Annotated in this window: 28 protein-coding genes; 6 read left to right on the top strand and 22 right to left on the bottom strand. The window is 69.6% G+C overall.

Going from position 1 to position 24,646, the window contains the following annotated elements; genetic code table 11:
* Positions 1-123 precede the first annotated feature (123 nt).
* Positions 124-774 carry a class II aldolase/adducin family protein gene (locus tag AA23TX_RS37470; protein ID WP_155547736.1) on the top strand — a complete coding sequence of 217 codons (651 nt, stop codon included), beginning with the start codon at positions 124-126 and terminating at the stop codon, positions 772-774.
* Here AA23TX_RS37470 and AA23TX_RS37465 read toward each other — a convergent pair.
* From AA23TX_RS37465 to AA23TX_RS37395, 15 genes are all read right to left on the bottom strand, one after another.
* Entirely contained in the window at positions 771-1,442 is a 672-nt protein-coding gene (locus AA23TX_RS37465) for an HD domain-containing protein (RefSeq protein WP_155547735.1), read from the bottom strand. The two genes, AA23TX_RS37470 and AA23TX_RS37465, sit on opposite strands and share 4 nt — an antisense overlap.
* Before the next feature lie 73 nt (positions 1,443-1,515).
* Positions 1,516-2,154 carry a hypothetical protein gene (locus AA23TX_RS37460; RefSeq protein WP_155547734.1) on the bottom strand — a complete coding sequence of 213 codons (639 nt, stop codon included), beginning with the start codon at positions 2,152-2,154 and terminating at the stop codon, positions 1,516-1,518.
* Positions 2,155-2,156: 2 nt separating this feature from the next.
* Positions 2,157-3,170: a hypothetical protein gene (locus tag AA23TX_RS37455; RefSeq protein ID WP_196425757.1), complete on the bottom strand. Its 1,014-nt coding sequence runs from the start codon at positions 3,168-3,170 to the stop codon at positions 2,157-2,159.
* Between the two features lie 182 nt (positions 3,171-3,352).
* On the bottom strand, positions 3,353-3,934 hold the full coding sequence (locus AA23TX_RS37450) for a transglutaminase domain-containing protein (protein ID WP_155547733.1): 582 nt from the start codon (positions 3,932-3,934) through the stop codon (positions 3,353-3,355).
* Positions 3,935-4,007: 73 nt separating this feature from the next.
* A complete protein-coding gene (locus tag AA23TX_RS37445; protein WP_155547732.1) occupies positions 4,008-4,613 on the bottom strand; it encodes a histidine phosphatase family protein in 606 nt (201 codons plus the stop codon).
* The gene (locus AA23TX_RS37440; RefSeq protein WP_155547731.1) at positions 4,613-4,975 is read right to left on the bottom strand and encodes a hypothetical protein; all 363 of its coding nucleotides are present in this window, start codon (positions 4,973-4,975) and stop codon (positions 4,613-4,615) included. The genes AA23TX_RS37445 and AA23TX_RS37440 overlap by 1 nt, the downstream gene beginning before the upstream one ends.
* 52 nt (positions 4,976-5,027) lie before the next feature.
* Entirely contained in the window at positions 5,028-6,461 is a 1,434-nt protein-coding gene (locus AA23TX_RS37435) for an MBOAT family O-acyltransferase (RefSeq protein ID WP_155547730.1), read from the bottom strand.
* A gap of 52 nt (positions 6,462-6,513) precedes the next feature.
* Entirely contained in the window at positions 6,514-7,470 is a 957-nt protein-coding gene (gene rlmB, locus AA23TX_RS37430) for a 23S rRNA (guanosine(2251)-2'-O)-methyltransferase RlmB (RefSeq protein ID WP_155547729.1), read from the bottom strand.
* A gap of 28 nt (positions 7,471-7,498) precedes the next feature.
* Positions 7,499-8,887, bottom strand: coding sequence for a cysteine--tRNA ligase (gene cysS, locus AA23TX_RS37425; protein WP_155547728.1), 1,389 nt, complete (start codon positions 8,885-8,887; stop codon positions 7,499-7,501).
* 42 nt (positions 8,888-8,929) lie between these two features.
* Complete coding sequence (locus AA23TX_RS37420) at positions 8,930-9,616, bottom strand: HAD family hydrolase (protein WP_155547727.1); 687 nt, start codon at positions 9,614-9,616, stop codon at positions 8,930-8,932.
* A 22-nt stretch (positions 9,617-9,638) separates the two neighbouring features.
* A complete protein-coding gene (locus tag AA23TX_RS37415) occupies positions 9,639-10,025 on the bottom strand; it encodes a PPOX class F420-dependent oxidoreductase (RefSeq protein ID WP_155547726.1) in 387 nt (128 codons plus the stop codon).
* 10 nt (positions 10,026-10,035) lie between these two features.
* Entirely contained in the window at positions 10,036-10,431 is a 396-nt protein-coding gene (locus tag AA23TX_RS37410; protein ID WP_155547725.1) for a PPOX class F420-dependent oxidoreductase, read from the bottom strand.
* A gap of 28 nt (positions 10,432-10,459) precedes the next feature.
* On the bottom strand, positions 10,460-10,927 hold the full coding sequence (gene ispF / locus AA23TX_RS37405; RefSeq protein ID WP_155547724.1) for a 2-C-methyl-D-erythritol 2,4-cyclodiphosphate synthase: 468 nt from the start codon (positions 10,925-10,927) through the stop codon (positions 10,460-10,462).
* Positions 10,924-11,553 carry an IspD/TarI family cytidylyltransferase gene (locus AA23TX_RS37400; protein WP_155547723.1) on the bottom strand — a complete coding sequence of 210 codons (630 nt, stop codon included), beginning with the start codon at positions 11,551-11,553 and terminating at the stop codon, positions 10,924-10,926. The genes ispF and AA23TX_RS37400 overlap by 4 nt, the downstream gene beginning before the upstream one ends.
* Positions 11,554-11,605: 52 nt before the next feature.
* Positions 11,606-12,097 (bottom strand): CarD family transcriptional regulator, encoded by a 492-nt coding sequence (locus AA23TX_RS37395; protein WP_004559016.1) that lies wholly within the window; start codon positions 12,095-12,097, stop codon positions 11,606-11,608.
* Positions 12,098-12,372: 275 nt separating this feature from the next.
* Between AA23TX_RS37395 and AA23TX_RS37390 the strand changes: the two genes are divergently transcribed.
* On the top strand, positions 12,373-13,044 hold the full coding sequence (locus AA23TX_RS37390) for a hypothetical protein (protein WP_155547722.1): 672 nt from the start codon (positions 12,373-12,375) through the stop codon (positions 13,042-13,044).
* Positions 13,045-13,083: 39 nt separating this feature from the next.
* Entirely contained in the window at positions 13,084-14,442 is a 1,359-nt protein-coding gene (gene radA, locus AA23TX_RS37385; protein WP_155547721.1) for a DNA repair protein RadA, read from the top strand.
* Here the strand turns inward: radA and AA23TX_RS37380 are convergent, their stop codons facing one another.
* Together AA23TX_RS37380 and AA23TX_RS37375 are read right to left on the bottom strand one after the other, a co-directional pair.
* Positions 14,443-15,594 (bottom strand): hypothetical protein, encoded by a 1,152-nt coding sequence (locus tag AA23TX_RS37380; protein ID WP_155547720.1) that lies wholly within the window; start codon positions 15,592-15,594, stop codon positions 14,443-14,445. It abuts the gene before it with no gap.
* Positions 15,587-16,180, bottom strand: coding sequence for an RNA polymerase sigma factor (locus tag AA23TX_RS37375; protein WP_155547719.1), 594 nt, complete (start codon positions 16,178-16,180; stop codon positions 15,587-15,589). Before AA23TX_RS37375 ends, AA23TX_RS37380 begins: the two co-directional genes overlap by 8 nt.
* A 156-nt stretch (positions 16,181-16,336) precedes the next feature.
* On the opposite strand from AA23TX_RS37375, the gene AA23TX_RS37370 reads away from it, so the two are divergent.
* A complete protein-coding gene (locus AA23TX_RS37370) occupies positions 16,337-16,930 on the top strand; it encodes a C39 family peptidase (RefSeq protein WP_155547718.1) in 594 nt (197 codons plus the stop codon).
* Here AA23TX_RS37370 and AA23TX_RS37365 read toward each other — a convergent pair.
* Positions 16,927-18,210: an alpha/beta hydrolase family protein gene (locus AA23TX_RS37365; RefSeq protein WP_230863007.1), complete on the bottom strand. Its 1,284-nt coding sequence runs from the start codon at positions 18,208-18,210 to the stop codon at positions 16,927-16,929. The two genes, AA23TX_RS37370 and AA23TX_RS37365, sit on opposite strands and share 4 nt — an antisense overlap.
* Before the next feature lie 18 nt (positions 18,211-18,228).
* Positions 18,229-18,795, bottom strand: coding sequence for an ArsR/SmtB family transcription factor (locus AA23TX_RS37360; protein ID WP_155547717.1), 567 nt, complete (start codon positions 18,793-18,795; stop codon positions 18,229-18,231).
* A 119-nt stretch (positions 18,796-18,914) separates the two neighbouring features.
* On the opposite strand from AA23TX_RS37360, the gene AA23TX_RS37355 reads away from it, so the two are divergent.
* Entirely contained in the window at positions 18,915-19,718 is an 804-nt protein-coding gene (locus tag AA23TX_RS37355) for a helix-turn-helix domain-containing protein (RefSeq protein WP_230863006.1), read from the top strand.
* A 28-nt stretch (positions 19,719-19,746) separates the two neighbouring features.
* On the top strand, positions 19,747-19,989 hold the full coding sequence (locus AA23TX_RS37350; protein WP_155547716.1) for a DUF397 domain-containing protein: 243 nt from the start codon (positions 19,747-19,749) through the stop codon (positions 19,987-19,989).
* Here AA23TX_RS37350 and AA23TX_RS37345 read toward each other — a convergent pair.
* The 3 genes from AA23TX_RS37345 to AA23TX_RS37335 all read right to left on the bottom strand — a co-directional run bounded on the left by AA23TX_RS37345 (position 19,967) and on the right by AA23TX_RS37335 (position 24,592).
* A complete protein-coding gene (locus AA23TX_RS37345) occupies positions 19,967-20,494 on the bottom strand; it encodes a hypothetical protein (RefSeq protein ID WP_155547715.1) in 528 nt (175 codons plus the stop codon). The two genes, AA23TX_RS37350 and AA23TX_RS37345, sit on opposite strands and share 23 nt — an antisense overlap.
* Before the next feature lie 85 nt (positions 20,495-20,579).
* A complete protein-coding gene (otsB, locus tag AA23TX_RS37340; protein ID WP_439328798.1) occupies positions 20,580-23,111 on the bottom strand; it encodes a trehalose-phosphatase in 2,532 nt (843 codons plus the stop codon).
* A 38-nt stretch (positions 23,112-23,149) separates the two neighbouring features.
* Positions 23,150-24,592 carry an alpha,alpha-trehalose-phosphate synthase (UDP-forming) gene (locus AA23TX_RS37335; protein ID WP_155547713.1) on the bottom strand — a complete coding sequence of 481 codons (1,443 nt, stop codon included), beginning with the start codon at positions 24,590-24,592 and terminating at the stop codon, positions 23,150-23,152.
* Between the last annotated feature and the right edge of the window lie 54 nt (positions 24,593-24,646).

The raw sequence follows: 24,646 nt of genomic DNA, 5'->3' as shown, positions 1-24,646 counted from the left end.
GATCCTCGGGAGGCGCCGGGCCAAACTCACACAAATCCCCCGGCCGGGTAGGTGGCCGAAGCTCGTCGGTGGCTGGCAGTCTGCACTGCAGCTGCTTGATCACCCACGAGACGGGACCCACGCATGATCCTCGAGACCGAGCGGGCCGCCGTCTGCGCCTATGCGCGCCGGATGGTCGGGGACGGCCTGGTCGTCGGTACCTCCGGGAACGTCTCCGTGCGGGCCGGGGATCTCGTCGCCGTCACCCCGACCGGCGTGCCCTACTCCAGCATGAACCCGGCCGATGTCGTCGTCGTCGATCTCGGGGGCCAGGTCGTCGACGGCTCGCTCACGCCGACCAGTGAGCTGCCCGTGCACCTGTCCGTCTACTGGGACGTGCGCGATCCCGACCGCGAGCCCGTCACCGCCGTCGTCCACACGCACTCGCCGCACGCCACCGCCGTTTCGACGCTCGTGCGCGAGGTGCCGCCGATCCACTACATCGTCGCCACGATCGGCCCCTCGGTGCGCGTCGCGCGCTACGCCACCTACGGCACCCCCGAGCTCGCGGCGGCCGTCCTCGAGGCCCTGGAGGGGCGCCGCGGCTGCCTGATGGCCAACCACGGCACCCTCACCTACGGCGACGGCCTCGAAGCCGCCTACCACCGGGCCCAGCAGCTCGAGTGGGCCTGCCGGGTGTGGCTGCTCGCGCAGAGCGCCGGCCGGCCGAGCCTGCTGCCGCCGCCCGAGGTGGCCAAGGTCGTCGACCGGCTGCGCGGCTACGGCCAGAACTAGGACGCCATCGCGTCGACGGCGTGGACCGCTTCCAGCAGCTCCGCCACCGTCGGGTCGTCGACCGCTTCCTTGATGCACTGCCACAGCTGGAGGTTCGCCGTCGCCCAGCGCGAGTACGTCGCCGCCGCCTCGGGGTTGTAGAAGTAGTACCCCTCGTCGTGGACGTCGCACTGCTCGCCGACGATCTTGTGCGCCAGCTCGCGCAGGCTCAGCCCGTTCTCGCGCAGGTACCGGTGCGCGAGCACCACCGGCGTCACCGGCAGCGCCTTGAACAGCGTGTCCGCGTCGCTCAGGGCCTGCGCCTCCAGCGAAATGTCGCGGCCGCGGGTGGCCATTTCGGCTTCGTCGACGATCGCGTCGATCCAGCGCGCCACTCGCGGGGGGACCTCGCACTCCGCGAGGATCTCCAGCCGCAGGCTCCGGCCCGCCGCCGCGGGCGAGTTGCGGAGCACCAGGTAGTTGACGTCGTGCACCAGTGCCGCGACCTCGACGACGGCGCGGTCCGCCCCGTTGTGCTCGGCGAAACCGGCCGCCTTCGCGCGGACGAAGCTCACGTGGTGCCAGCCGTGGAACTGCAGCCGTTCGGCATATCGGCGGCACAGCCGGTGAACCCGGTTTTCGACGGCGTCGATGATCACATGGTCGATCGTGCTTTCCTGCGTGCGCATACACCTCTCCGATCCCGGCCGTGGTGTTCAGACGGGTGGAGTAATGGTAAGCGCCGCTGACGCCGGTGTGTAGCTAGATGCGGTCGGCCAATTCCCCCAATCGGACCTCTACCGGAACGTGACGATGGCCGATTCCCGTGGCGGGATCGAAAGAAAGGCTGAAACTGCTCACCGGGCGTGATTTCACGAGGAAAGTCATCGTGCCGTCGGCCGCTTCGGGGATGCGGTGGAACTCGTCGGCCAGCATGGTGATGCTGGTGCCGGCCCGGCACACGGTGCTGCGCCGCCGTCGCGCGGAACTGATCAAGCCGGTGCCGGCTTCGATCGTCGTCTCGTACCTCTCGTGGCGGTAGTCACCCCGGAGAATGGTGGTGCAGAAGTGGTACCTGTGGTTGTGCACGGAATCCGCGTACCCCTCCCGCCAGTCCTCCTGCGCCTTGTATTCGTGCAGCCAGAAGGAAAACGGGTCGGACGGCGAATCGAGCAGGCACCAGGCGAAGTGGGTCGTCGTTTCCCGGGACGAGCGCAGCACTTTCCCGGCTTCCGCGGTGGACAGCGCGCGAAGCTGCGAGCGCAGTTCCTCGCGCAGGCCGGACTGGGCGGCCCACGGGCGGAACCACTCGTCGACGGCGCGCCAGTCCGCGGCGAGCGGGTACCGGGCCGTTCGCAGGCGCGTGGCCAGTTCGGACAGGGGGGACAGGCGGGTGAGCAAGGTCAGCTCCCTAGCTCGGCGACTTCGGAGAACTCCGCGCGGAAGGCGTGGAACTTGCTTTCCAGCTCGTGGAACTGCTCCTCGGACAAGGGGGATCCGGTGATCTTTTCGAACAGCGCCAGGAAATCCGTCCGCGTGGTGGCGGACGTGATGCGGAAGTGGCGGCCGGTCCGGGACTGCGAGACGCGCACGAACTCGGCGCGCTCCATGTTGTAGAGGAAGGAACCTTCGGTGAACCGCAGGGTCCGCGGGTACAGCTTCGTGGCGCCGCGGACGTCGCTGTAGAGCGACACCCACACGCTGTCGTCGAACATCTCGAGCCGGTCCAGCGGCGGGTCGGCGACCACGGTGATGTCGACCTGCGCGCAGCGGCTGCGCGCCAGGAAGAGGCCGACGAGCCCGATCCGGATCTCTTCGTCGAGCCGGGTCTGGATCTGTTCGGAGTCGACGTCGCCGGCTTCGCGGCGCAGCAGGTAGCGGGCGCGCCCGCTGATCGCGCTGGCGTCACGCGGATCGGCGATGACGGCCCGCAGTTCGCGTTCCGTGCGGGAAAGCAGCAGGCGGGCGGCCGCGTGCCGCCCCGAAAAGCCGCGGAAGAAGTACTGCCGGGTCGCGTTGAGGTCGGCCATCAGCGCTCGGTTGAACGCGGGATCGGGGTCGGTGGTCGCCTCGAACACGTCGGTGGGGAAGAACTCCTTGTTCAGCGCGCGGTATTCGGAGCTCAGGTCCTCCAGCGCGCGCCGGCTTTCTTCGATCACCGGGGTCACCAGCGCCTTCTGCGAAGCGCTGGCGGTGATCAGGGTGGTGCCGAACCCCACGATCGCGGAGATCAGGGTGCCGGTGCCCAGCGACGTCACCAGGTTCTTCCCGGTGCCGGGGTCCATCAGGCCGGCGAGCCACAGGCTGAGGCCGGCGACGACGACGAGCACCGTGAGGAGCAAGCTCGTCCTGGTCCAGAAGATCTCCTGCAGTGGGGTACGGCGGCGGGATCCGCCTTCCGCGGCCACTTGCTTCACCTCCCTCGAGCCACCCGAACGGACGAATGCGTAAAGTGTCTGTTCGAGCGCGGGGAGTCACTTTACGCGCCTGACGGGACGTGCGAAATAAGAAGTTCGGGGGACAAGGATGACGGACAGACGTCACTCTCGGCAATAATTAACCAGGTGCGCGAGGTTTCCGAAAATCGCGGAAAACTGCCTCAAAGCGTGGCTGGGAGATCTTTTTCGTACCAGCCGGGACCGGGTTCGGCCGTCATCAGGAAATCCACGACGACCGGTGCGGGCGCCGGGTGGATCTCCGGGTGATCGCGCTCGCCGCGTGCGGTGTCCACCGGCCAGGCCAGTTTTTCCTCGCCGAGCGAAAACTCCCCGCCGGCACCCGTGCGGTTGCCGCGGGCGTCGAGACGGGCCCACCCGCCGTGCAGGTACACGGCATTCAGCCCGTGCAGCGCGGAGAGCTCCTGGTAGCAGAACCCGGCCGGGATCCCTTGTGCGCGCAGCAAAGCGGCGAGCAGGTGGGCCTTCGCGTAGCAGATCCCGACGCGCTCGCGCAGGACGTCCGACGCCCGCCACGTGACGCGGGTGTCGCCGGCGTCGATCACGTGGTCGACCTCGTCCCGGACGAAGAGGAAAGCGGCTTTCGCGCGCTCGACGGGATCTTCGCTCGCGGCCGCCAGAGCTTCGGCTCGCGCCCGGATGGCGGAGTGTTCGTGATCGACGACGGCGTCCGCGACGAGGTAGTCGCTCAGCCGAACGGACGTGGGCGACGGAACGGGACTCATCCGGCCATCGTGACAGGCTCGGCCATTCGGGCGAGAGTCATTTTCGGAGGCGGCAACGCTCCGCGTTCACCGATTACGGAACGTAGAAATCGGGCGGAAAGCCGGTCCAGCGCAGTTCGGCCGGAAGGTGGCTGAGGTCGTTGTACGTCAGCAGCGCCGCGGGCCGTCCGGGCGAGTACCGGATGACGGTGAGACCGGCGTTGGCGTGGTTGAGCGCGAGCCACCGCCACCGCGGCGCGTCCTGCGAAGCGCTCACGAGCCAGCCGACGAGGAAGTTGTGCGTGACGACGACGTCGTACCGCGGCTCGGCGGCGGGGACGGGTCCGGTGAACCGCCGCTCGGCCTCGGCCGCGAGTTCTTCGTCGGCCGGCGGGTGTTGGCGGGCGAAGGCCAGCAGGAGGTCTCCGGAGGTCTCGGGGAGTTCCTCGCGCCTGGGCAGGTAGGGGACGAAGTCGCCGGCCGCGCTTTCTTCGTGGACCGCGACTCCGGGCAGCTGGGCGGCGATGAGCTGGGCGGTCTGGGTCGCTCGGGGGAGCGGGCCGTGGTGGACGGCCGTGACGGGGACGTCGCGTAGGCGTCGGCCCAGCAGGACCGCCTGGCGCTGACCGGCTTCGGTGAGCGTGCCGTTCGGGCCGGCTTCGCCGTGGCGGGTGAGGAAGAGGAATCTCGTCGCGAGCATCAGGCGATGGGGACCAGCGTGCCTTCGGGGCCGTGGCTGGGCGCGAATTGCGCTACGAGCCGCATCGGCGCGGGGTGGGGCGGCAGGATCGTCGAGGCGAACGGGGTGATCGTGTAGTCGCGGCCGCTGTTGGTCTGGAGGTGGACGCTCACGTGGACGTTCCGGTCGGCGGGGATCTCGAACGAGACCGACCCCCAGGAGACGATGTACTGGCGGCCGTCGATGCTGGCTATGGGGGCGTACGCGCGGACCGTGTGGCCCAGGTGGGGGATTTCCACCGCCAGCAGGCGGCGGGGGCCGGTGTGGTGGTCGACGTACGGGATTACGCCGGGGAGTTTGGCCAGGTCGGGGGGCTCGGTCATAGGGGGATTGTCGCTGATCATGGTTGTCGGGTCTTGGGAACTGCCGCGTTCGTCAGAACTGGTAGTACAAGAACGGGCTGAATGTTCCTGTCGCTATCAGGATTGCCGCGTACAGCAGCCCTACCGTCATCACTCCGATGCGTAGCGCCGTCGCCGGCTTGCTTCGGGACGACTCCAGCAGGGGCCCGGTCACCGGGTGGGCCGGTAGCAGGAACACTGCCAGTGCGGCCAGGAGGAGGACCAGGCGCTGGTTCGTGAACGCCTCCTCGACTCCTGCTCCCAGGCCGTCGAAGTCGGGGATCAGCATGTGGCCGATCATCGACAGTGCGTGGCCCAGGTCCGGTGATCTGAAGAACACCCAGCCGAACACCACCAGGAGCATCGTCAACGCCCTGCGCAGGTAGCGCTTCCACCTCACCGCCGGGTCCAGGTCCAGGCCGAACCTGCGCTCGATCACCAGGAGCGCTCCGTGGTAGCAGCCCCACACCAGGAACGTCCACTGCGCGCCGTGCCAGAAGCCCGTCAGGACGAACACTATGCACAAGTTGCGATACGTGTGGGCGGCTCCGTTCCTGTTGCCGCCCAGAGGGATGTACACGTAGTCGCGGAACCAGCGGCTCAGGCTCATGTGCCAGCGGCGCCAGAACTCCGTGATCGTCACCGACGAGTACGGCCTCGCGAAGTTCTCCGGCAGCCTGAAGCCCAGCATGCGGCCCAAGCCGATCGCCATGTCCGAATAGCCCGAGAAGTCGAAGAACAGCTGGAGGGTGTAGCCGATCGCGCCCAGCCAGGCTGTTGCGAACGTCATCTGGTCGGGTGGCACCTTGAAACACGCCTCGACCAACGGGCTCAGGGAGTCGGCGATGATCGTCTTCTTGCACAGGCCGAGCGCGAACCTGGGGAAGCCCGCCGCGAGGTCGTCGAGGCGGTGGGAGCGCAGCTGGGGCAGCTGGTCCGCGATCTCCCGATAACGCACGATCGGGCCCGCCACCAGCTGCGGGAACATCGCGATGTACGCGGCGAACGACACCGGGTTGCGCAGCGCCTGGCGCTCGCCTCGGTAGATGTCGACCACGTACGAAATGTGGTGGAACGTGTAGAACGAGATGCCGATCGGCACCACCAGGCTCGCCACCGGCACACTGCCGCCGAACCAGTGCGCGACCGCCGCGATCTGCTGGGTCGCGAACCCGGCGTACTTCCAGATCAGCAGCACCGTGACGTCGAGCGACACCACCGCGATGAGGATCTTGCGCCGCCGGGCGCCGTTGATGTCGAACGGGTCCGGTGCCAGCAGCGGGCCGGCCAGGAAGTTGACGACCATGCAGCCGAGCAGCAGGAACACGAACGCGCCGGCGCCGATCGTGTAGAACAGCAGGCTGCCGACCGCGATGATGCCGTTCCGCCACGTCCGCGGGCACACCAGCACGGCGATGAGCACCGCCGGCATGAAGTACCACAGGAACAGTGGCGAAACGAACGACATCGGGTCCCCTCGAGTTATCCGACGGTGACCTTAACCCGAGTGGGTGGTGGTGTCAGACCCGACCGGCGACACGGCGGCGTCGCGCCACCTCGGCCAGCAGCACGCCCGCCGCCACCGACGCGTTGAGCGACTCCACGCCCGCCGCCATCGGGATCGACACCGTGGCGTCGCACGTCTCGCGGACCAGGCGCGACAGGCCACGGCCCTCCGAGCCCAGCACGATCACCAGCGGATCGGCGGCCAGGTTGAGGTCGTCGATCTCCACCGAGCCGTCCGCGTCCAGGCCGACCAGCATCAGGCCGTCGTTCGCCCACGACTTGAGCTGGCGGGTCAGGTTGGTCGCGACCGCGATCGGCAGCTTCGCCGCCGTGCCCGCGCTCGTGCGCCACGCCACCGCCGTCATGCCCGCGCTGCGCCGCTCCGGCAGCAGCACGCCGTGGGCGCCGAACGCGGCCGCCGAGCGGATCATCGCGCCCAGGTTCCGCGGGTCGGTGACGCCGTCGAGCGCGACGAACAGGGGCACCTCGCCCGAGTTGCGCGCCGCCGCCATCAGGTCGTCCGGGTGGGCGTACTCGAACGGCGGGACCTGCAGGCCCAAGCCCTGGTGCACGGCCCGGTTCGTCTTGCGGTCCAGCTCCTCGCGCGGGATCTCCAGGATCGAGATGCCCTTGTCGCCGGCCAGCCGGACGGCGTCGTTCACGCGGTCGTCGATCTCGATGTTCAGCGCGACGTACAACGCGGTCGCGGGGACGCCCGCGCGCAGCGCCTCGACCACCGGGTTGCGCCCGGCGATCAGCTCCGGCTTGTCGGCCTTCTTCTGCCGCGCCTGGTCGCGCTTGGCCTGGGCGTTGTTCTGGCGGTAGGCCTTGTGCCCGGGGCGGTCCTCCGCCTTCGGGGTCGGGCCCTTGCCCTCGAGGGCCTTGCGGCGCTGACCGCCCGAGCCGACGACGGCACCCTTCTTGGTGCCCGTCTTGCGGATCGCGCCCTGGCGCCGCGAGTTGCCTGCCATGGTGAAAGTTCCTTGCTTTGTAACGGGATCAGTCGGACTTGACTGTCCACTGAGGACCGTTGGGGGTGTCCTCCACCACGATGCCCGCCTGCTGGAGGCGGTCACGGGCGGCGTCCGCGCGGGCGAAGTCCTTCTCGGCGCGGGCCTGCTGGCGCTCGGCCAGAAGCCCTTCGACGATCCGGGACAGCGCGTCCTTGGTGGGCGAGTCGGAACCGCCCGCCTCCGACCAGCGCGCGGACAGCGGGTCGAGGCCCAGCACCTCGGTCATCGCGCGGACGGCCGCGGCGAATTCGAGTGCCTTGGAGGTGTCGCCCGCGTCGAGCGCGGCGTTACCGTCGCGCACCGTGTTGTGCACCACGGCGAACGCCTGCGGGGTGGCCAGGTCGTCGTTGAGCGCGTTCGCGAACGCCTCCGGGATCGTGCCCAGCGTCACCTCGCCGGACTGCGCGGCGCGACGCAGGAACGTCTCGATCCGCCGGTAGCCCTGCGCGGCTTCGGACAGCGCGCCTTCGGAGTACTCGATCGTCGACCGGTAGTGCGGCTGCACGAGGTAGTAGCGCAGCTCCGGCGCGCGGTAGCGCTCCAGCATCGACGGGATCGACACGGTGTTGCCGAGCGACTTCGACATCTTCTCGCCCGACATGGTCACCCAGGCGTTGTGCAGCCAGAACCGCGCGAAGGCGTCGCCGGCCGCGTTCGACTGGGCGCGCTCGTTCTCGTGGTGCGGGAAGACCAGGTCGATGCCGCCGCCGTGGATGTCGAACTCCGCGCCGAGGTACGACGTCGCCATCGCCGAGCACTCCAGGTGCCAGCCCGGCCGACCGTTGCCCCACGGCGTCGGCCACGACGGCTCGCCCGGCTTCGCGCTCTTCCACATGGTGAAGTCGCGCGGGTCGCGCTTGCCGCGGGTCGGCGTCTCGCCCTGCTGGACGTCCTCCAGCACCTGGCCGGACAGCTTGCCGTACTCGTCGAACGACTTGACCGAGAAGTAGACGTCGCCGTCCGCGACGTAGCCGTGGCCGCTCTCGATGAGGCGTTCCATCAGCTCGATCATCTGGGTGACGTGCCCGGTCGCGCGCGGGTTGACCGACGGCGGCAGGCAGCCCAGCTGCTCGTACGCGGTTTCGAAGGCGCGCTCGTGCGTCGCGCCCCACTCCCACCACGGCCGGCCGGCTTCGGCGGCCTTGGTGAGGATCTTGTCGTCGATGTCGGTGACGTTGCGGACCAGCAGCACGTCCAGTCCACTGTGGACGAGCCAGCGGCGCAGGACGTCGTAGTTCAGGACGCCGCGGACGTGCCCGATGTGCGGAACGCCCTGCACGGTGGCACCACACACGTAGATCGACGCCGTTCCGCTACGGACGGGGTGGAACTCCCGCACGCTCCGGGTCGCTGTGTCGAAAAGGTGAAGGGCCACCCTCAAAGGGTACGGGGTAGGCGTGAGCGAGGTCGCAGGCGGTTAGGCGACGCCGTGGGTGCGCAGGGCCGTGAGCAGGGCGTCCGGCCGGTCGACCGTGGGCAGCGGGTCGACCAGCGCGAACTCGCAGCCGAGCGCGCGGGCGCCGCCGTCGGCCTCCTCGCTGTCGCCGACCATCAGCGTCTCGGTGGCCGGGACGCCGAGCGCCTGCACGGCCTTGCGGAAGATCTCCAGCTCCGGCTTGATGGCGCCGACCTCGAACGACAGCACGAACTCGTCGACGTAGGCGTCCCACCCGCGGGCGGTGAAGGCCGGCCGGATGTCGAAGGCGATGTTGCTCAGCACGCCCACCTTGAGCCCGGCTTCGGAGGCGGCCTTGAGCGCGGCCTCGGTGTCCGGGTACGGCGTCCACTGGCTCGGCGTGATCAGCCGGTTGTAGAGGGCTTCGGCCTGGTCGGCGTGCGGGACGCCGGACTTCTTGAGGACCTCGAGGTAGACCTTCCGGTGCAGCCCGGGGTCGCGGTCGCGGTTGTGCCAGGCGTGCACGTGCTCGGCGTCGAGCTCGACGACCTGCCCGACGGGCGCGGTCATCCGGCGCATCAGCTCGGCCTGCGCCTCGATGTCGAGCGGCTCGCCATCGTGGTTCGTCAGTTCGGTGAGCCAGGACTCGTCCTGCTCGAGCCGGAACAACGTGCCGGAGAAGTCGAACAACACCGCGCTGATCGTCATGGGTTTCAGCCTAACGGGATCATCAGGCCGAATGCCCTGTGATGTGTTCGGGAACAAGCCGCACGAGCACGCGCACGACCTCCGGCGGCTCGGGCGGGAACTCGGTGCCGGTGTACTTGCGGGCCAGTTCGTCGTTCAGCTCGGCACCGCCTTCGACGGTGACCTCGGCGCGCCCGCGGATCTCGACGTAGTTCTCGGGATCGGCCAGGTCGAAGACGGAGAGCGAGACGCGCGGATCGCGCCGGATGTTGCGCTCCTTGCGCCGGCCCTGGACGGTCACGAAGACGACGGTGTCGCCGTCCCGCTTGGCCCAGACGACGGAGGTCTGCGGCGAGCCGTCGGCGTTCGTGGTGGCGACGACGGGGTAGTTGGTGCCGTCGAGGAGGGCCTTGGTGGCTTCGTTGAACATGGTCCGGACCCTATTTCACGTTGCCGGCGATCTTGTCGGTTTTCAGCCGGACGATCACGCGCTCGGTCTCGGGCCCTTCGGGTGGCGGGTCCTGGGCGAGGTACTTGTGGCTGAGGGTCTTCGGGAGGGCCTTGTCCGGGTCGGGCTCGATGGTGACCCGTCCGCGGAGCTGGGTGTGTCGGTACGGGTTTTCGGCGTCGCTGATCGAGACGCTCACGCGCGGGTCGCGGCGCAGGTTGCGGACCTTCCGGCGATCCTCGGTCGCGCTGAAGACGAGATCGCCGTCGTCGAGCCCGATCCAGACAACGGAGGTCTGCGGACCACCATCGGGATCCAGGGTGGCGACGGTGGCGAAGTTCTTCCCGTCGATCAGGGCGCGGACGGCGTCCGAGAGGGTGAGGGCCATATCACGCCGAACCGGCGCCGGCGTGGGGCTATTCCGCGGCCAGCAGCAGCGCCGTCGCGAAGGCCGCGATCCCCTCACCCCGCCCGGTCAGCCCCAAGCCGTCCGACGTCGTTCCCGACACGCTCACCGGGCCGCCCACCGCCTCCGACAGGACCTTCTGCGCCTCTTCGCGCCGCTTCCCCACCCGCGGCGCGTTCCCGACGATCTGGACCGAAGCGTTCCCCACCCGCCAGCCCGCCGCGGAGATCAACTCCCGGACCTCGACGAGCATGTCCGCCCCGTGAGCGCCGTCCATCCGGGGGTCGCCCGTGCCGAACACCGCGCCCAAGTCGCCCAACCCGGCCGCCGACAGCAGCGCGTCGCAGAGCGCGTGCGCGGCCACGTCGCCGTCCGAATGGCCCGCGCAGCCGTCCACTCCCGGCCACAGCAATCCCGCCATCCAGCACTCGCGGCCCGCCTCGACCGGGTGGACGTCGACCCCGTTGCCGATCCTCACAGCGTCTCCTCGTTCTTCGGTGCCGCCGCTATCGCCTCGGCCAGGGACAGTTCGAACTCGGTCGTGACGCGCATCGCGTCCGGGTGGCCGTCCACGAGAGCCGCGCCGGTCGTGTCCCACGGCGAAGCCGCCAGGAACGCCTCGAGCGTGTAGCCGATCGGCGTCTGGGCCGTGCGCAGCCGCGTCCGGTCCTCGGTTCCGACGATCAGGGACGAATCGGTCACCTTCACCGTGTCCGCCATCGGGAGCACCGGCACCACGACGGGGGAGTCACCGACCGCGTTCAGGACACCACGCACGGTTTCCGCAGGAATGAAGGCCCGCAGCGCGTCGTGGAGGAGTACAACTGTGTCACGGGCAAGATCGGGCTCGACGGTGGCGAAAGCCTCCCGGAGCGAGCCGGGCACGACCCGGCACGGGAGACCACGCTGTTCGAAGACACGGAGGGCCTCCGAAAACAACGAAGCACACCGCTGGGGGGCCGCCACGAGCACCAGATCGATCTCCGGTACTCCGAGCAGCCCCCGCACGGTGTGCGTGAGTAGCGCCTCACCATGGACCGGCGTGAGAGCGAGCTCTCCGTCGGAGGCATGATGTGCGACGGTCACGATCACGACGACGTTCATCGGTTCGCGATCGTAGAGGCACTCACCCGCCCGTCGGGCGAATGCCCTGGGCTCAGACCGTCGCGGTTTCCAGAACTTCGTCGAGGAGGACTTCAGCCTTGTCCTCGTCGGTGCCCTCCGCGAGCGCGAGCTCGCTGACCAGAATTTGCCGCGCCTTGGCGAGCATGCGCTTCTCGCCTGCCGAAAGCCCGCGGTCCTTCTCTCGCCGCCAGAGGTCGCGCACCACTTCGGCCACCTTGTTCACATCGCCGGAGGCGAGTTTCTCGAGGTTGGCCTTGTACCGACGAGACCAGTTCGTTGGCTCTTCGGTGTGCGGAGCACGCAGAACGTCGAAGACCTTGTCCAGTCCTTCTTGCCCGACGACATCGCGTACGCCTACGATCTCGGCGTTGTCAGCGGGCACGCGAACCGTGAGATCCCCTTGCGCGACCTTGAGGACGAGGTACTTCTTTTCCTCGCCCTTGATCACGCGGGTCTCGATGGCTTCGATGAGTGCGGCACCGTGGTGCGGGTAGACGACGGTCTCTCCGACCTTGAAAACCATGTGTCCTCTGCCCCTTTCGCTGACTCCATCCTATCACGGTCCGCCAGTGCCCACCTAGCGGGCCGGACTCGTCCTCGCAGGTCAGCGGCCTGGGCGGGGGTTGACAAACGTCCGACCCCCATGCTCACGCAGGTGGCCGGGGCGGGTGTCAACGGGCACAACGAATTCCTTTGTGGACGGTTGATCTTGGGCGCAACGCGGACCGGTTCGGTGCGGGAGATCGACCCCGGCTAGTCTTCGCGGGGACGAGGCCGTGAAAAGGGAAGGACTGCGACGTGAGGCTGCAGAATCGTCGCGTGCTCGGCGCGGGCGTGCTGGCGCTCGGTGCCGCGCTCGTGCTCGCCGGGTGCGGGGCCGGCCAGATCACTCAGACCGACTCGCAGCAGCCCGCCGTCAACGGCACGTATGCCCAGGTCAAGACCATTGTCCTGCGTGACGCCGCGGTGCAGTACCCGACTTCCGGCCCGGGCTACCCGGTCGGCGCGACCCCGGCGCTGACGCTGACGATCGTGAACCAGGGCGCCCAGGACGACTCGCTCGTCTCGGTGACGACCGAGGACGGCGCCCAGGCGACCATCGGCGGCTCGAAGGCCATCGTCGCCGGGCACTCCCTGGTGATCGGCCCGGACGACGCCGTCGAGTCCACCAACGAGGTGCAGACCACACCGCCGTCCTCTTCTTCGGAGACCCCGACCGCCACCGGCACCAGCTCCACGGGCACCAGCTCCACGGGCACCGCGACGTCGTCTTCGTCGGCCGAAACGCCGTCGACCAGCGCGACCCCGACCGCCGCCCCGGCGACCGTCGGCAAGGGCACCGTGACGCTGCCCGCGCTGAAGCAGCCGCTGTGGCCGGGCCAGACCATCAAGGTCACGTTCGTCTTCCAGGTCGCCGGCTCGGTCACCGTCGAGCTGCCCATCGCGGCGCCGGCGCACGTCAAGGAGTAGGTCCCCGGTTTTGTCGGTGGTCGCCGATAGCCTCGCGGGGTGAAGAAAGGGACCACCTACCGCTGCGCGAGCTGCGGGTACGAAGCGGCCAAGTGGCTGGGCCGGTGTCCGGAGTGCCAGGAATGGGGCTCGCTCGAGGAACGCGGCGCCCCGTCCAGGCCGGCCATCCAGCGCGTCGCCGCCGGAGCGCCGAGCGCACCCGCCCGGCCGATCGGCGAGGTCGACGTCGAAGCCGCGCGAGCCCGGCACACCGGCGTCTCCGAGCTCGATCGGGTGCTGGGCGGTGGCCTGGTGCCCGGCGCCGTGGTGCTGCTCGCGGGTGAGCCGGGCGTCGGCAAGTCGACCCTGCTGCTCGAAGTCGCCTACCAGTGGGCGAAAACCGTCGACCGGTCCCTGTACGTCACGGGCGAGGAGTCCGCGGGCCAGGTCCGGCTGCGCGCCGAACGCACGGGCAACGTCCACGACCGCATGTACCTGGCCGCCGAGAGCGACCTCGCGGCCATCCTCGGGCACGTCGACGACGTCAAGCCGGGCATGCTGATCGTCGACTCGGTGCAGACGATGGCCTCCCCGGCGGTCGAGGGCTCACCGGGCGGGGTGACGCAGGTCCGCGCGGTGACGTCCGGGCTGGTCGCGCTGGCCAAGGAACGCGGGCTGCCGGTCGTGCTGGTGGGTCACGTCACGAAGGACGGCTCGGTGGCCGGCCCGCGCGTGCTGGAGCACCTGGTGGACGTGGTGCTGCAGTTCGAGGGCGACAAGCACTCGACGCTGCGGATGCTGCGCGGCATCAAGAACCGGTTCGGCGCGTCCGACGAGATCGGCTGCTTCGAGCTGCAGGAAGAAGGCATCGTCGGGGTGCCGGACCCGTCCGGGCTGTTCATCAGCCGCACGGCGGAGCCGGTGCCGGGCACGGCGATCACGGTGTCGATGGAAGGCAAGCGGCCGCTGCTGGGCGAGGTGCAGGCGCTGGTGTCGTCGACGTCGGCGCCCCAGCCGAGGCGCGCGGTGAGCGGGCTCGACTCGGCTCGGGTGGCGATGGTCCTGGCGGTGCTGGAGAAGCGCGGTGGCCTGAAGCTCGGCGACAAGGACGTCTACACGGCCACGGTCGGCGGCATGAAGATCACCGAGCCGGGCATCGACCTGGCCCTGGTGCTCGCGCTGACGTCGTCGTTCGAGGACGTCGCGCTGTCGCCGCGGCTGGTGTCGGTGGGCGAGGTCGGGCTGGCCGGCGAGATCCGCCGGGTGCCGAGCGTCACGCGCCGCCTGGCGGAGGCCGCCCGGCTCGGGTTCACGCACGCGCTGGTGCCCCCGGACTCCGGGAAACCGCCGGCCGGGATCCGGGTCTTGGAGGTGGCCAACGTCGCGGACGCGCTGAACGCGGCCAGCCACGCCCGCTGATCATCCGGCGGTCCGGGTGATCGCGAAGGAGTACAGCGTCTCCTGGACCTGGAGCAGCTGCGGAGGCAGCGGCGCCGAGATGACGGTCGTCGTGGCCTGCGGAGCCCCGATGTCGCTCGACGAGGTCGGCCCACCCGTGGTGCCGCTCGACGGGGGCCGGTTCTTGGACGTGCTGACGGCCACCTCGCTGCGGGGGGTGACCGGCGTGAACATGGGGCCGGCGTCCCAGGCCAGCAGCTGCGCCGTCGCCGGTTCGAGGAAGACCCGCTGGCCCGAGTCCTTCGCGATGAGGACCGTGGCGGTCCGGCCGTCCGAGGTGTGTCCCGGTGTCACGAACGCGCCGGTGATCTCGGCGAACGCGTCGCGCAGCCCGAACCGGATGTCCTTCCGGACCAGGCCCGTCTCCAGCACGCTGCGCACCATGGCGAGTGACTCCGTGGCGGTGTGGGCTTTCCCGGAGTCGTGGAAGCTGATGGTGTCCAAGCCCAGTCGCTTGACCAGCTTCCGGCGGTCGGGCGTGAGCGAGGCGATGAAGGCCGCGTCCGGCGTCAGCCAGTTCTGGAACGGCGTGTTCCAAGTCGGATTCATCGTCCCGCCCGCGTTCGGGGAGCCGGGGAACGAGCCGCCGCGGCCGTACTCGTCGAAGGGCGAAAGGTTCACCCGGACCTTCCGCTGTTCATCGGACGAGAGCCCGTAAACGGCACCGGTCCACTTCGTGCGCCGGTGCCAGATGCCGGTGGGGTCGGCCGGGATCCACAGCTCGACCGACTGCTGCATCTCCGCCGGGCGCCCCTCGAGGCTCTCCGGCAGCCATTGGAGTTTCTGCGCGTAGTGGAACTCGCCGGGTTCGAGCGGGCGGTCGAGGTCGGCGAGCGTCGCCGCGGGCTGGGCCGGCTCCGGGGCCGGCGTCCGCAGCGACGTCACGACCGCGAGCCCGCCCACCAGCGCGACGACGGCCGCGGCCACCGCGATCCACCGCCAGGTCCCGCGGCGGGGAGTGGCCGGTGGGGTCTCGTACGTCTCGGCCGCCGCCATGAGGGACGCGCGGGAGAGGGCCAGCCCGTCGTCTTCGTCGACGTCGTCGTGCAGGTCCGACAGTGCCGCGTCGAGTTCGGCGTCGGACCAGATCTTCCGGACGTTGTCTTCACGCAAGGTCCTGCACCTCCTCTTGAGCCGGGGCGTTCGTCCTGAGCCAGCGTCTGATCCGGTGCAACCGGGACCGGACGGTACCCGGCGGGATGCCGAGCGCTTCCGCGACCTCGGCCGGTTCGAGCCCGGCCCACGAGACGAGCAGCAGCGTGTCGCGGTCGGCGGGGCTGAGCTTGGCCAGCGCACCGGCGAGCTGGGCGGCCCGGACCTGGGCGTCGACCCGCTCGGCGACGCGACCGTCGTGGCCGGCGTGGCTGGTGTCGCCGGCGCGGGCGAGCCGCGCGGTCGCCTGCAGGCCGCGCAGCTCGGACCGGATGTGGTGGCGCAGCAGGTTGGTCGCGATGCCGTAGAGCCACGACCGCGCGGTGCCCAGCTCCGGCCGGTAGCTCTCGCGGCGCCGGAGCGCGACGAGGAAGGTCTCGGCGACGAGGTCGTTCGCCGGTTCGGCCCCGACCCGCCGGGCGAGGTACCGGCGCAAGGCCGCGGCATGGGCGTCGAAGAGCCGGCCGAACGCCGGCCCGGGCTCGGCTCCGCCCAGGTCAGGGCGGTCGTGCCCCCAGATCTCCGATCCCTCGTGGATCACCTGCATGCCCCCAGTTGCCCGCAGCCCCCGCGAGCGTTCACGGGCGAACCTACCTTTGTCGTGATCCATCCGGGGTGGGTGAGAGACGGCGGGCGAATTGTGCCGAGATCATGGCTCGGTGAGGCGTTGACTCACTGGCGCCACAACTGGGGAAGGATAGTCATGCGCAGATTCCGCCTGGGATTCGTCACGCTCGTCGCCACCCTCGGGCTCGTCGGCCTGCCCGCCGTTGCCCAAGCCACCACCGAAGCCGTCCTCAACATCCAGTACCAGGTCCAGCAGACCGGGTACTGGTGCGGGCCCGCCGCGACGCGGATCGCCATGTCCGCGCGGACCGGGAACCTGCCCAGCCAGGGCACGCTCGCCTCCCAGCTCGGCACCACCACCAACGGCACCGACTGGGTCGGGCAGGTCACCGGCGTCCTGAACTCCGACCTCGGCACCTCCTGGTACGAGACCAAGGAAATGCCGAACGACCCGCCCACCCAAGCCCAGCGCGACCTGCTCTGGCGGGACATCACCCTCGACATCAACAACGGCTACGCGATCGTCGCCAACATCGTCGCGCCCGCGAACAACCACCCGCCCGGCTACCCGAACTACACGATCTACCACTACTTCACGATCATCGGGTACGACAGCTCGGACATGACCGTCAAGATCGCCGACCCGGCGAGCTTCGGCGGGAACCAGATCTACTGGCTGAGCTTCAACCAGCTCGCGACGCTGATCCCGCCGAAGGGCTACTCCGCCTAGATCCCCAGCAGTCCCCAATAAACCGCCCAGGGGACGAACACCACGCCGCCGGCCAGGAGCACGCCGAGCCGCGGGGTTCGGTGCCGCCACCACGCCACCGCCGTGCCGATGGTGGCGGCCACCACGCCCAACGACAGCAGCTGCAGGGCCAGCCACGGCAACGGCCGTCCCGCGAGAACCGGGCCCAGGTTCCGGCCCAGCGTCACCTGGATCAGCACGTCCACGACCAGGAAACCCACCACCGTCAGCAACCCGGTCGCCGCCAGCCAGCGGGACGGGCGGGCCGCGCCCCTGCCCAGTCCGAAGCCGAACGCCACCAGCAAGAACACCAGGACGGCGAGCTGCAGCCACGTCGACTCGTACCAAGCCAACGGCGTGACCACGAAGCTCGGCCGGTCCTGCGGGGGCGGCGCGTCGGCGGAAGACGCGGCAGGCGGGTGGTTCACCCACGTGCCCACCAGTTCCAGGTACCCCGGCGCGTACCCGGGCAGCTTGTCGTAGCCGTCCGTGGTGCGGCGCAGCTGGTGCTGCGCGTCCGGGAACACCCGCAACGTGTAGTGCTGCAACGAATCCCGGAAGATCGGCACCGCTTCACCCGGCGGCGTCAGGACGTCCTTCGCGCCCCACAACCCGAGCACCGGCTGACGCAGGCTCTTCAGCACCGCCACCGGGTCGTAGTGCGCCTCCGGGAACACGCCGCCGCCGACGAGCTGACGCATCATCGTCGACGACGCCATCCGCACCATCGACCCGTCCATTCCCAAGCGCCGCAACTGGTTCTCGATCGCCCACGCCTGCTGCCGCGACGGTTCGACGCCGTTCGCCCCCAGCGTCACGACGAAGGCGACGTGCGCGGAACGAGACGCCGCCAGCGGCGCCACCCAGCCGCCTTCGCTCAACCCCCAGACGCCGACCCGCGACGGATCGACGTCCGCCCGCGTCCGCAGCACCTCCACCGCCGCCAAAGCGTCGTCCGCCAGTGTCGTATACGAGCGCGAGAACTGCGAGTAGCCCTCGGTGCGCTTGTCGTAGATCAGCGTCGCGATGCCTTGCCGCGCAAAGGCTACCGCCTGCTCGCGGTAGTCCTCCCGGCTGTGTGCCCCCGAGCCGTGGATCATCACCAGGCCCGGCAGTTTCGTCCCCCCGGGCGGTGCGACGACCGTGCCGTGCAACGTCACCCCGCCGTTTGTGAACGTCACGTCCGAGCTGTCCGCGGCGGACGCCGGTGGCGCCGAAAGAGCCAGGATCACCCCGGCCAGTAGTAGAGCCCCTCTTCGCATACGAGATCCCCTGTCATGTCATTCCCCTGGTTCCGGGAACGCGAGCAGGCGCACGAGCACGCGCCGCGCTTCCGGTGACCGGTCGTCCTCGGCTCGCCAGTACCGGCGGAACAGCTCCATGTAGTCGTCCCAGAACTGCTTCAGCTCCTCGGCGGTGAGCCAGGTGCCGCCACGCGCGTAGAACAGCGAGTCCGGCCAGTCGCCAGGCAGTTCCTCACGTGTTTCCGCGAACCGGTTGAGCTTCGCGAGGTCTTCCTCGAACCCCTGGCGCTGCATGTCGTCGAACAGCACCCGGGATTCGGCGCTCTGCTCGCTGCGGCGCGGCCAGCGGATGTCCCGCGGCCGCGTCCGCCACCACCGTTCCTTGCCCCGCGCGAGCTCCGGGACGTCCTCGACGAACCCGAACCGCGCCAGCTCCCGCAGGTGGTAGCTGGTCGCGCCGCTGTTCTCGCCCAGGGCTTGGGCGAGCTTCGTGGCTGTCGCCGGCCCGGCCGACAACACGCCGAGTATCCGGCGACGGAGCGGGTGCGTGACGGCCTTGAGGGCGTCCGGGTCGAGCTCTTCCGGTGGTGGAGCGCTGGTCATGATGTCACTGTAGCCGTGCAAAGAAAGTTGTGCAAAGAAATCTGTGCACGCGGGAATCCCAGATTGTCAGACCCGGGTCTTACTATCCGTGCCCATGTGGTTCCGAGGGGTCAGACGTCGTGGGTGAGCCGAACCTGCCCGCCCGGCAGATGGGGCGCCAGCTGAAGCGCATGCGCGAACGGCTCGGCATGACCCAGGACGAAGCCGGCGCGCCGCTGCGCATGTCGACCAGCAAGATGTCGCGGATCGAGATGGGGTACCTGCCGCCGTACCACGACTTCCGCGCGCTGCTGGACCGGTACAACGTCGTCGTTTCGGGCTGGGGCGAGTACATCTCCGCCTACGACCGCGCCAAGGAAAAGGGCTGGTGGCACCACTACGGCGTGGGCAACCGCGGGTTCCTGCCGATCGAGGCCGAGGCGAGCAAGGTGAAGGTCTTCCAGTTCGGTTACATCCCCGGACTGCTGCAGACCGAGGCGTACATGCGCGAGGTCTTCGCGGCGGGGCGGCGGCCGATGAAGCCGAAGGTGCTGGAAAACGAGGTCACCGTGCGACTGCTGCGGCAGCTGCGGCTCACCGACGCGCCCATCCTGAAGTACCACGCGATCATCGACGAGCACGCGATCCGGAAGCCGATCCTCGGACGGGCGGACCAGGAGGAGCAGCTGCGGCACCTGGTCGAGCGGGCTCGGCTGCCGAACGTGACGCTGCAGGTGGTGCCGGAAGATGTGGGTGCCTACGACGGGCAGTTCGGGAACCTCATCGTCGCGAGCTTCGAAGATGCCGAGGAGCCGGATATCGCCTACGTGGAGCACATCTTTGGCTCGATTCACGTGGAAAGGAGAGTGAGGTCTCCGCTGCTAAGCTGGCGTTCAAGGATTTCGCCGATCGGGCCTTGGATGCGGAGGATTCGATCGCGCTGATCGAACGGCTCTGAGCGGGGAGGCTGCGATGTCCACTGTAGACGCACGGTGGTTCAAGAGCAGCTACAGCGGCAGCGGCCAGGGCAGCGATTGTGTCGAGGTCGCGTGGCTGAAGAGCAGCTACAGCACCAGTGGCAACAACAGCAACTGTGTTGAGGTTGCGTCCGGTGCGCCGGTGGCCGTGCGGGACTCCAAGGCGCCCGATGCGGGAAACCTGCAGGTGAGCGCCGCCGCCTGGTCGGCTTTCCTCACCAAATCGGGTGATCGCTGAACTTCCGGAGCGTCTGCATCGACGGTCGCACGTAGAACATCCCCACCAGGAAACCCATGGTGGCGAAGGCGAGCGTCGAGAACGTCGTGAGCAGGTCCGGTGCCCGCAACCGCGGGTTGTCGTGCCACACCCGGAACACGATCGGGACCGCGAACGACCCGAGAATCAGCACGAGCGTCAGCACGTACGTGAACACGAGCGCGTTGCGCGCCGATGCCGCGCTGGCGACCACCAGGTAGTTCCCGCGCAGGCACCGGCGGCTGCTCAGCACCAGCACCGCGATCGCCAGCACGCCCAGCGGGGGCAGCACCGTCGCCGCCTTGCCGACCAGCGCGTCCGGGAAGGCGTGGCCGTGGACGATGCCCTGCAGGAACGTCGTGAGCCCGAAGAGCAGCACCATCGCGGCGATCATCGAGCACCCGACGACCACCGAGCCCCACCGCACGCGGTCGGCGAACCGGGGCGGCAGAGGCACGAACTCGACCTGTCCGAACGTTCCCTGCATCCACCACCTCCGAACGCCGTCAAGGCCACCTTACGGGCGTCGGACGCTCGCAAGGTGGCCTTGACGTCAGTTCGGACCGAAAGGGCTAGCCCGCCGCCAGCAAGTTGGCGCACCGGATCAGCCCGATGTGCGAATAGGCCTGCGGATGATTGCCGAGGGACCGTTCGGCGATGGGGTCGTACTGCTCGGGCAGCAGCCCCGTCGGGCCGGCGGCCGCGACGATCTGGTCGAACAGTTCCTGCGCCTCGGTGCGCCGCCCGGTGAGCAGGTACGCCTCGATCAGCCACGCCGCGCAGATGTGGAAGCCGCCCTCGCCGCCCGGGAGGCCGTCGTCGCGGCGGTAACGGTACACAGTGGACCCACTGCGCAGCTCCGCCTCGATCGCGGTCACCGTCTGCTGGAAGCGCTCGTCGGCCGGGTCGATCAGGCCGGTGAGCCCGACGAACAGCGACGCCGCGTCGAGGTCCGTGCCGTCGTAGGCCGTGGTGAAGGCCTGGACCTCGTCGTTCCAGCCGTGCTCGAGGACGTCGTTCTTGATCTCGTCGCGCAGGGTCGGCCACGCGCCCGGCACGCCCCGGCCGTACTGCTCGCCGAGCTTGACCGCGCGGTCGATGGTCACCCAGCACATGACGCGGGAGTAGACCCGGTGGCGCGGCACGTGCCGCTCCTCCCAGATCCCGTGGTCGGGCTCGTTCCAGCGCCGCGTCACGGCTTCCGCCATCGCGCGGACCATCTGCCAGTCCTCGTCGCGCAGCTCGCCGCGCGCCGTGGCCAGGGTGCCGACCAGCTCGACGACCGGGCCGAAGACGTCCAGCTGGACCTGGTGGTTCGCGAGGTTGCCGACGCGAACCGGGCGAGAACCGGCATAACCGGGCAGCGACTCGATGACCGCTTCCGCGCCGATCACGCCGCCGGACAGGGTGTACAGCGGGTGCAGCCGCTCGGGGCCGGCCAGCGTGGCGAGCACGCCGTGCAGCCACTTGAGGTAGCCCTCGGCCTCGTCGACCGAGCCCAGGTGCGCGAGCTCCCGCACGGTCATCGCGGCGTCGCGGATCCAGCAGTAGCGGTAGTCCCAGTTGCGGACGCCGCCGATCTCCTCCGGCAGCGACGACGTCGCCGCGGCGAGCACGCCGCCGGTGTCGGTGTTGACCAGGCCGCGCAGGGTCAGCGCCGAGCGCAGCACCAGGTCGGTCTGCACCTTCGGCAGCTGCAGCTTCGCCGTCCACTCGCTCCAGTAGCGGCCCGCGCGGTCGCGGCGTTCCACTTCGGACAGTTCGTGGTCGCCGAGGTCCGTGGTGCCGCAGCGCAGCTCCAGCACCACCGGCTTGGTCGGCGTCGGCTGCACGAGCGCCGTCGCGGTGTCGTGCAGGCCGTCGGAGGTGAGGGTCCACTCGACGCCCGGCGAGTAGAGCACGAACGGCTCCGACGTGCCGAGCACCCGTAGGCCGCCCTCGACGATCTCCAGCTTCACCGGCACACCGCCGAACTCCGGGCGCGGCGCGAACTTGACGCTCGCCACCGCCTCGCCCGAGATGACGCGGACGAGGTCCGTCCGGTGCTGAGGGCTCTCCGGCTCGAGGTAGTCGGTGACGAGCAGGCGCGACCAGCGCGTCTCGACCGTCATCGTGTTCGGCAGGTAGCGCTGGCCGAGCGGGAGGCCGTTGCGGTGCGGCTTGATGGAGAAGTGGCCCGCGCCCTCGCCGCCGAGCAGGTCGGCGAACACCGCGGGCGCGTCCGGGCCGGGGTGGCAGAGCCAGGTGAGCTTGGCGTCCGGCGTCAACAGCGCGACCGAGCGCTCGTTGGCCAGCATCGACAGCCGCTCGATCGGCGGCGCCGACTCGCCGTAGAGCCAGTTGCGCCGCTCTTCCAGCAGGAAGCCGAGGACCAGCGCGACGTCGACGGTGTCGGGCACGCGGTAGCCGGCCAGCGTCTCGCCGTCGCCGACCTTGATGCCCAGGTCGGGGCCGGAGAGGCGGGCGAAGGCCTTCTCGTCGGTGACGTCGTCGCCGAGGAAGATCGCCGCGGTGGCGCCGACCTGGTGGCGGAGGATGTCGAGCGCGCGTCCCTTGTCCGTCTGGACGACCGCGAGCTCGACCACCTCCTTGCCGTCGGTGGTCGACACGCCGTCCCATGTGGACGGTCCGGAGTGGACGGCCGCGAGCACGCGCCGGCCGGCCTCGTGCTCGGCGCGGCGCACGTGCACGGCGATGCTCGCCGGCTTGACCTCCAGGGACACGCCCGGGACGTCCAGCACGAGCTGTTCGAGCTCGGACTCGAGCCGCCGGTGCAGCTCCCGCGCCTTCTCGTCGAGGGCGTGGATGAAGCCGATGTCGAACTCCGAGCCGTGGCTGCCGACGAGGTTCACCTCGGACGGCAGCCGCGACAGCGTGGCGAGGTCACGCAGGGCGCGACCGGAGATGACCGCCGTGGTGGTCTCGTGCAGACCGGCGAGCGATCTGAGGGCCCCGACGGACTCGGGCAGCGGGCGTGCCTCGTCCGGGTTGAGCGTGATGGGTGCCAGCGTGCCGTCGTAGTCGCAAGCGACCAGCAGACGCGGAGTACGGGCGATCTGGACGATCGCGCGCCGCAACTCGGCGGGCAGGGCCTCGGCAGTCAACACTCCTCCTCGGGAGCTCGTGCATGGTCGGGACTATTTCAGTCGACCGCTTCGGCACCCAGAGCTTGGAGGAACGAGCGCGCCCATCGATCGACGTCATGAGTGAGGACCTGGCGACGCATGGCGCGCATCCGGCGACGGCCCTCAGCCGGGTCGAGCGTAATGGCAGCCACCAGAGCGTCCTTCACCCCGTCCAGGTCGTGGGGGTTGACGAGGAATGCGCTAGAGAGCTCGGCGGCCGCGCCGGCGAACTCGCTCAGCACGAGCGCGCCCCCGAGGTCGTGCCGGGCCGCGACGTACTCCTTGCAGACGAGGTTCATCCCGTCACGCAGCGGCGTCACGACCATGACGTCCGCCGCGGTGAAGAAGGCGGCCAGCTCGGTGCGGTCGACCGATTGGTGCAGGTAGTGGACGACCGGGTGGCCGACGCGGGAGAACTCGCCGTTGATCCGGCCGACCATCTGCTCGATCTCGCCGCGCATCCGCTGGTAGTGCTCGACGCGCTCGCGGCTGGGGGTGGCGAGCTGGACGAACGTGACGTCGTCCGGCTGCAGCCTGCCCTCGTGGAGCAGCTCGTGGAGCGCTTGCAGGCGCAGGTCGATGCCCTTGGTGTAGTCGAGGCGGTCGACGCCGAGCATCACGATCTTCGGGTTGCCGAGGTCGCGCCGCAGCTGCGCGGCCCGCTCCTGGACGCCCTTCGTGCGGGCGAGGGTGTCGAGGCCGGCGGCGTCGATGGAGATGGGGAAGGCGCCGACCCGGACGGTCCGGTCGCCGACCTGCATGGTGCCCGGCCGCGACCGGACACCGACCGCGCCGCGCGTCGACTCGAGGCCGATCAGCTGGCGGCACAGCCAGAGGAAGTTCTGCGCCCCGCCGGGGCGGTGGAAGCCGACGAGGTCGGCGCCGGTGAGGCCGCGGATGATCGCGGCGCGCCACGGCATCTGCATGAACAGCTCGACCGGCGGGAACGGGATGTGCAGGAAGAAGCCGATGCGCAGGTCCGGTCTGAGCTCGCGCAGCATCGCCGGCACCAGCTGGAGCTGGTAGTCCTGGATCCAGACGGTCGCGCCCGGTGCGGCGACCTCGGCGCTGGCCTTCGCGAACCGCTGGTTCACCTTGACGTAGCTGTTCCACCACACCCGGTCGAACACCGGGCGCTCGACGACGTCGTGGTAGAGCGGCCAGAGCGTCGCGTTGGAGAAGCCCTCGTAGTAGTCGCGGACCTCGTCGGCGCTCAGCGAGACGGGGTGCAGCACCAGGCCGTCGTCGTCGAACTCGTCGACGTCGACGTCCGGGATGCCCGGCCAGCCGACCCAAGCGCCCTTCCTCGACCGCAGGAACGGCTCGAGGGCCGACACCAGGCCACCCGGGCTCGCCGTCCACCGGCGCTCGCCGTCGGTGCTGCGTTCCAAGTCGACCGGTAGCCGGTTCGCCACCACGACGAAGTCGGCCTGGTTCCCGTTCTCCTTCTGGTCACTCACAGCTGCTGCTCCTCGCGTCCTGGGTCGCGGCCCCAGAGTGAAACCCTATCGCGT

This window comes from Amycolatopsis camponoti, from assembly GCF_902497555.1.
Classification (GTDB): Bacteria; Actinomycetota; Actinomycetes; order Mycobacteriales; family Pseudonocardiaceae; genus Amycolatopsis; species Amycolatopsis camponoti.
The sequence above is the reverse complement of the archived record's forward strand: the minus strand, read 5'-3'. Positions and strand labels throughout refer to the sequence as shown.

Excerpts from the sequence above, each read along its gene's own strand:
- AA23TX_RS37440 (WP_155547731.1), bottom strand. The coding sequence starts at position 4,975 with ATGACCGAGCCCCCCGACCTGGCCAAACTCCCCGGCGTAATCCCGTAC.
- AA23TX_RS37375 (WP_155547719.1), bottom strand. The coding sequence starts at position 16,180 with ATGCAGGTGATCCACGAGGGATCGGAGATCTGGGGGCACGACCGCCCT.
- AA23TX_RS37360 (WP_155547717.1), bottom strand. The coding sequence starts at position 18,795 with ATGACCAGCGCTCCACCACCGGAAGAGCTCGACCCGGACGCCCTCAAG.
- AA23TX_RS37395 (WP_004559016.1), bottom strand. The coding sequence starts at position 12,097 with ATGGTTTTCAAGGTCGGAGAGACCGTCGTCTACCCGCACCACGGTGCC.
- AA23TX_RS37415 (WP_155547726.1), bottom strand. The coding sequence starts at position 10,025 with ATGTTCAACGAAGCCACCAAGGCCCTCCTCGACGGCACCAACTACCCC.
- AA23TX_RS37470 (WP_155547736.1), top strand. The coding sequence starts at position 124 with ATGATCCTCGAGACCGAGCGGGCCGCCGTCTGCGCCTATGCGCGCCGG.
- AA23TX_RS37450 (WP_155547733.1), bottom strand. The coding sequence starts at position 3,934 with ATGAGTCCCGTTCCGTCGCCCACGTCCGTTCGGCTGAGCGACTACCTC.
- AA23TX_RS37350 (WP_155547716.1), top strand. The coding sequence starts at position 19,747 with ATGTCCACTGTAGACGCACGGTGGTTCAAGAGCAGCTACAGCGGCAGC.
- rlmB (WP_155547729.1), bottom strand. The coding sequence starts at position 7,470 with ATGGCAGGCAACTCGCGGCGCCAGGGCGCGATCCGCAAGACGGGCACC.
- AA23TX_RS37445 (WP_155547732.1), bottom strand. The coding sequence starts at position 4,613 with ATGCTCGCGACGAGATTCCTCTTCCTCACCCGCCACGGCGAAGCCGGC.
- AA23TX_RS37465 (WP_155547735.1), bottom strand. The coding sequence starts at position 1,442 with ATGCGCACGCAGGAAAGCACGATCGACCATGTGATCATCGACGCCGTC.
- AA23TX_RS37400 (WP_155547723.1), bottom strand. The coding sequence starts at position 11,553 with ATGAACGTCGTCGTGATCGTGACCGTCGCACATCATGCCTCCGACGGA.
- AA23TX_RS37435 (WP_155547730.1), bottom strand. The coding sequence starts at position 6,461 with ATGTCGTTCGTTTCGCCACTGTTCCTGTGGTACTTCATGCCGGCGGTG.
- AA23TX_RS37410 (WP_155547725.1), bottom strand. The coding sequence starts at position 10,431 with ATGGCCCTCACCCTCTCGGACGCCGTCCGCGCCCTGATCGACGGGAAG.
- AA23TX_RS37345 (WP_155547715.1), bottom strand. The coding sequence starts at position 20,494 with ATGCAGGGAACGTTCGGACAGGTCGAGTTCGTGCCTCTGCCGCCCCGG.
- AA23TX_RS37365 (WP_230863007.1), bottom strand. The coding sequence starts at position 18,210 with ATGCGAAGAGGGGCTCTACTACTGGCCGGGGTGATCCTGGCTCTTTCG.
- AA23TX_RS37420 (WP_155547727.1), bottom strand. The coding sequence starts at position 9,616 with ATGACGATCAGCGCGGTGTTGTTCGACTTCTCCGGCACGTTGTTCCGG.
- AA23TX_RS37370 (WP_155547718.1), top strand. The coding sequence starts at position 16,337 with ATGCGCAGATTCCGCCTGGGATTCGTCACGCTCGTCGCCACCCTCGGG.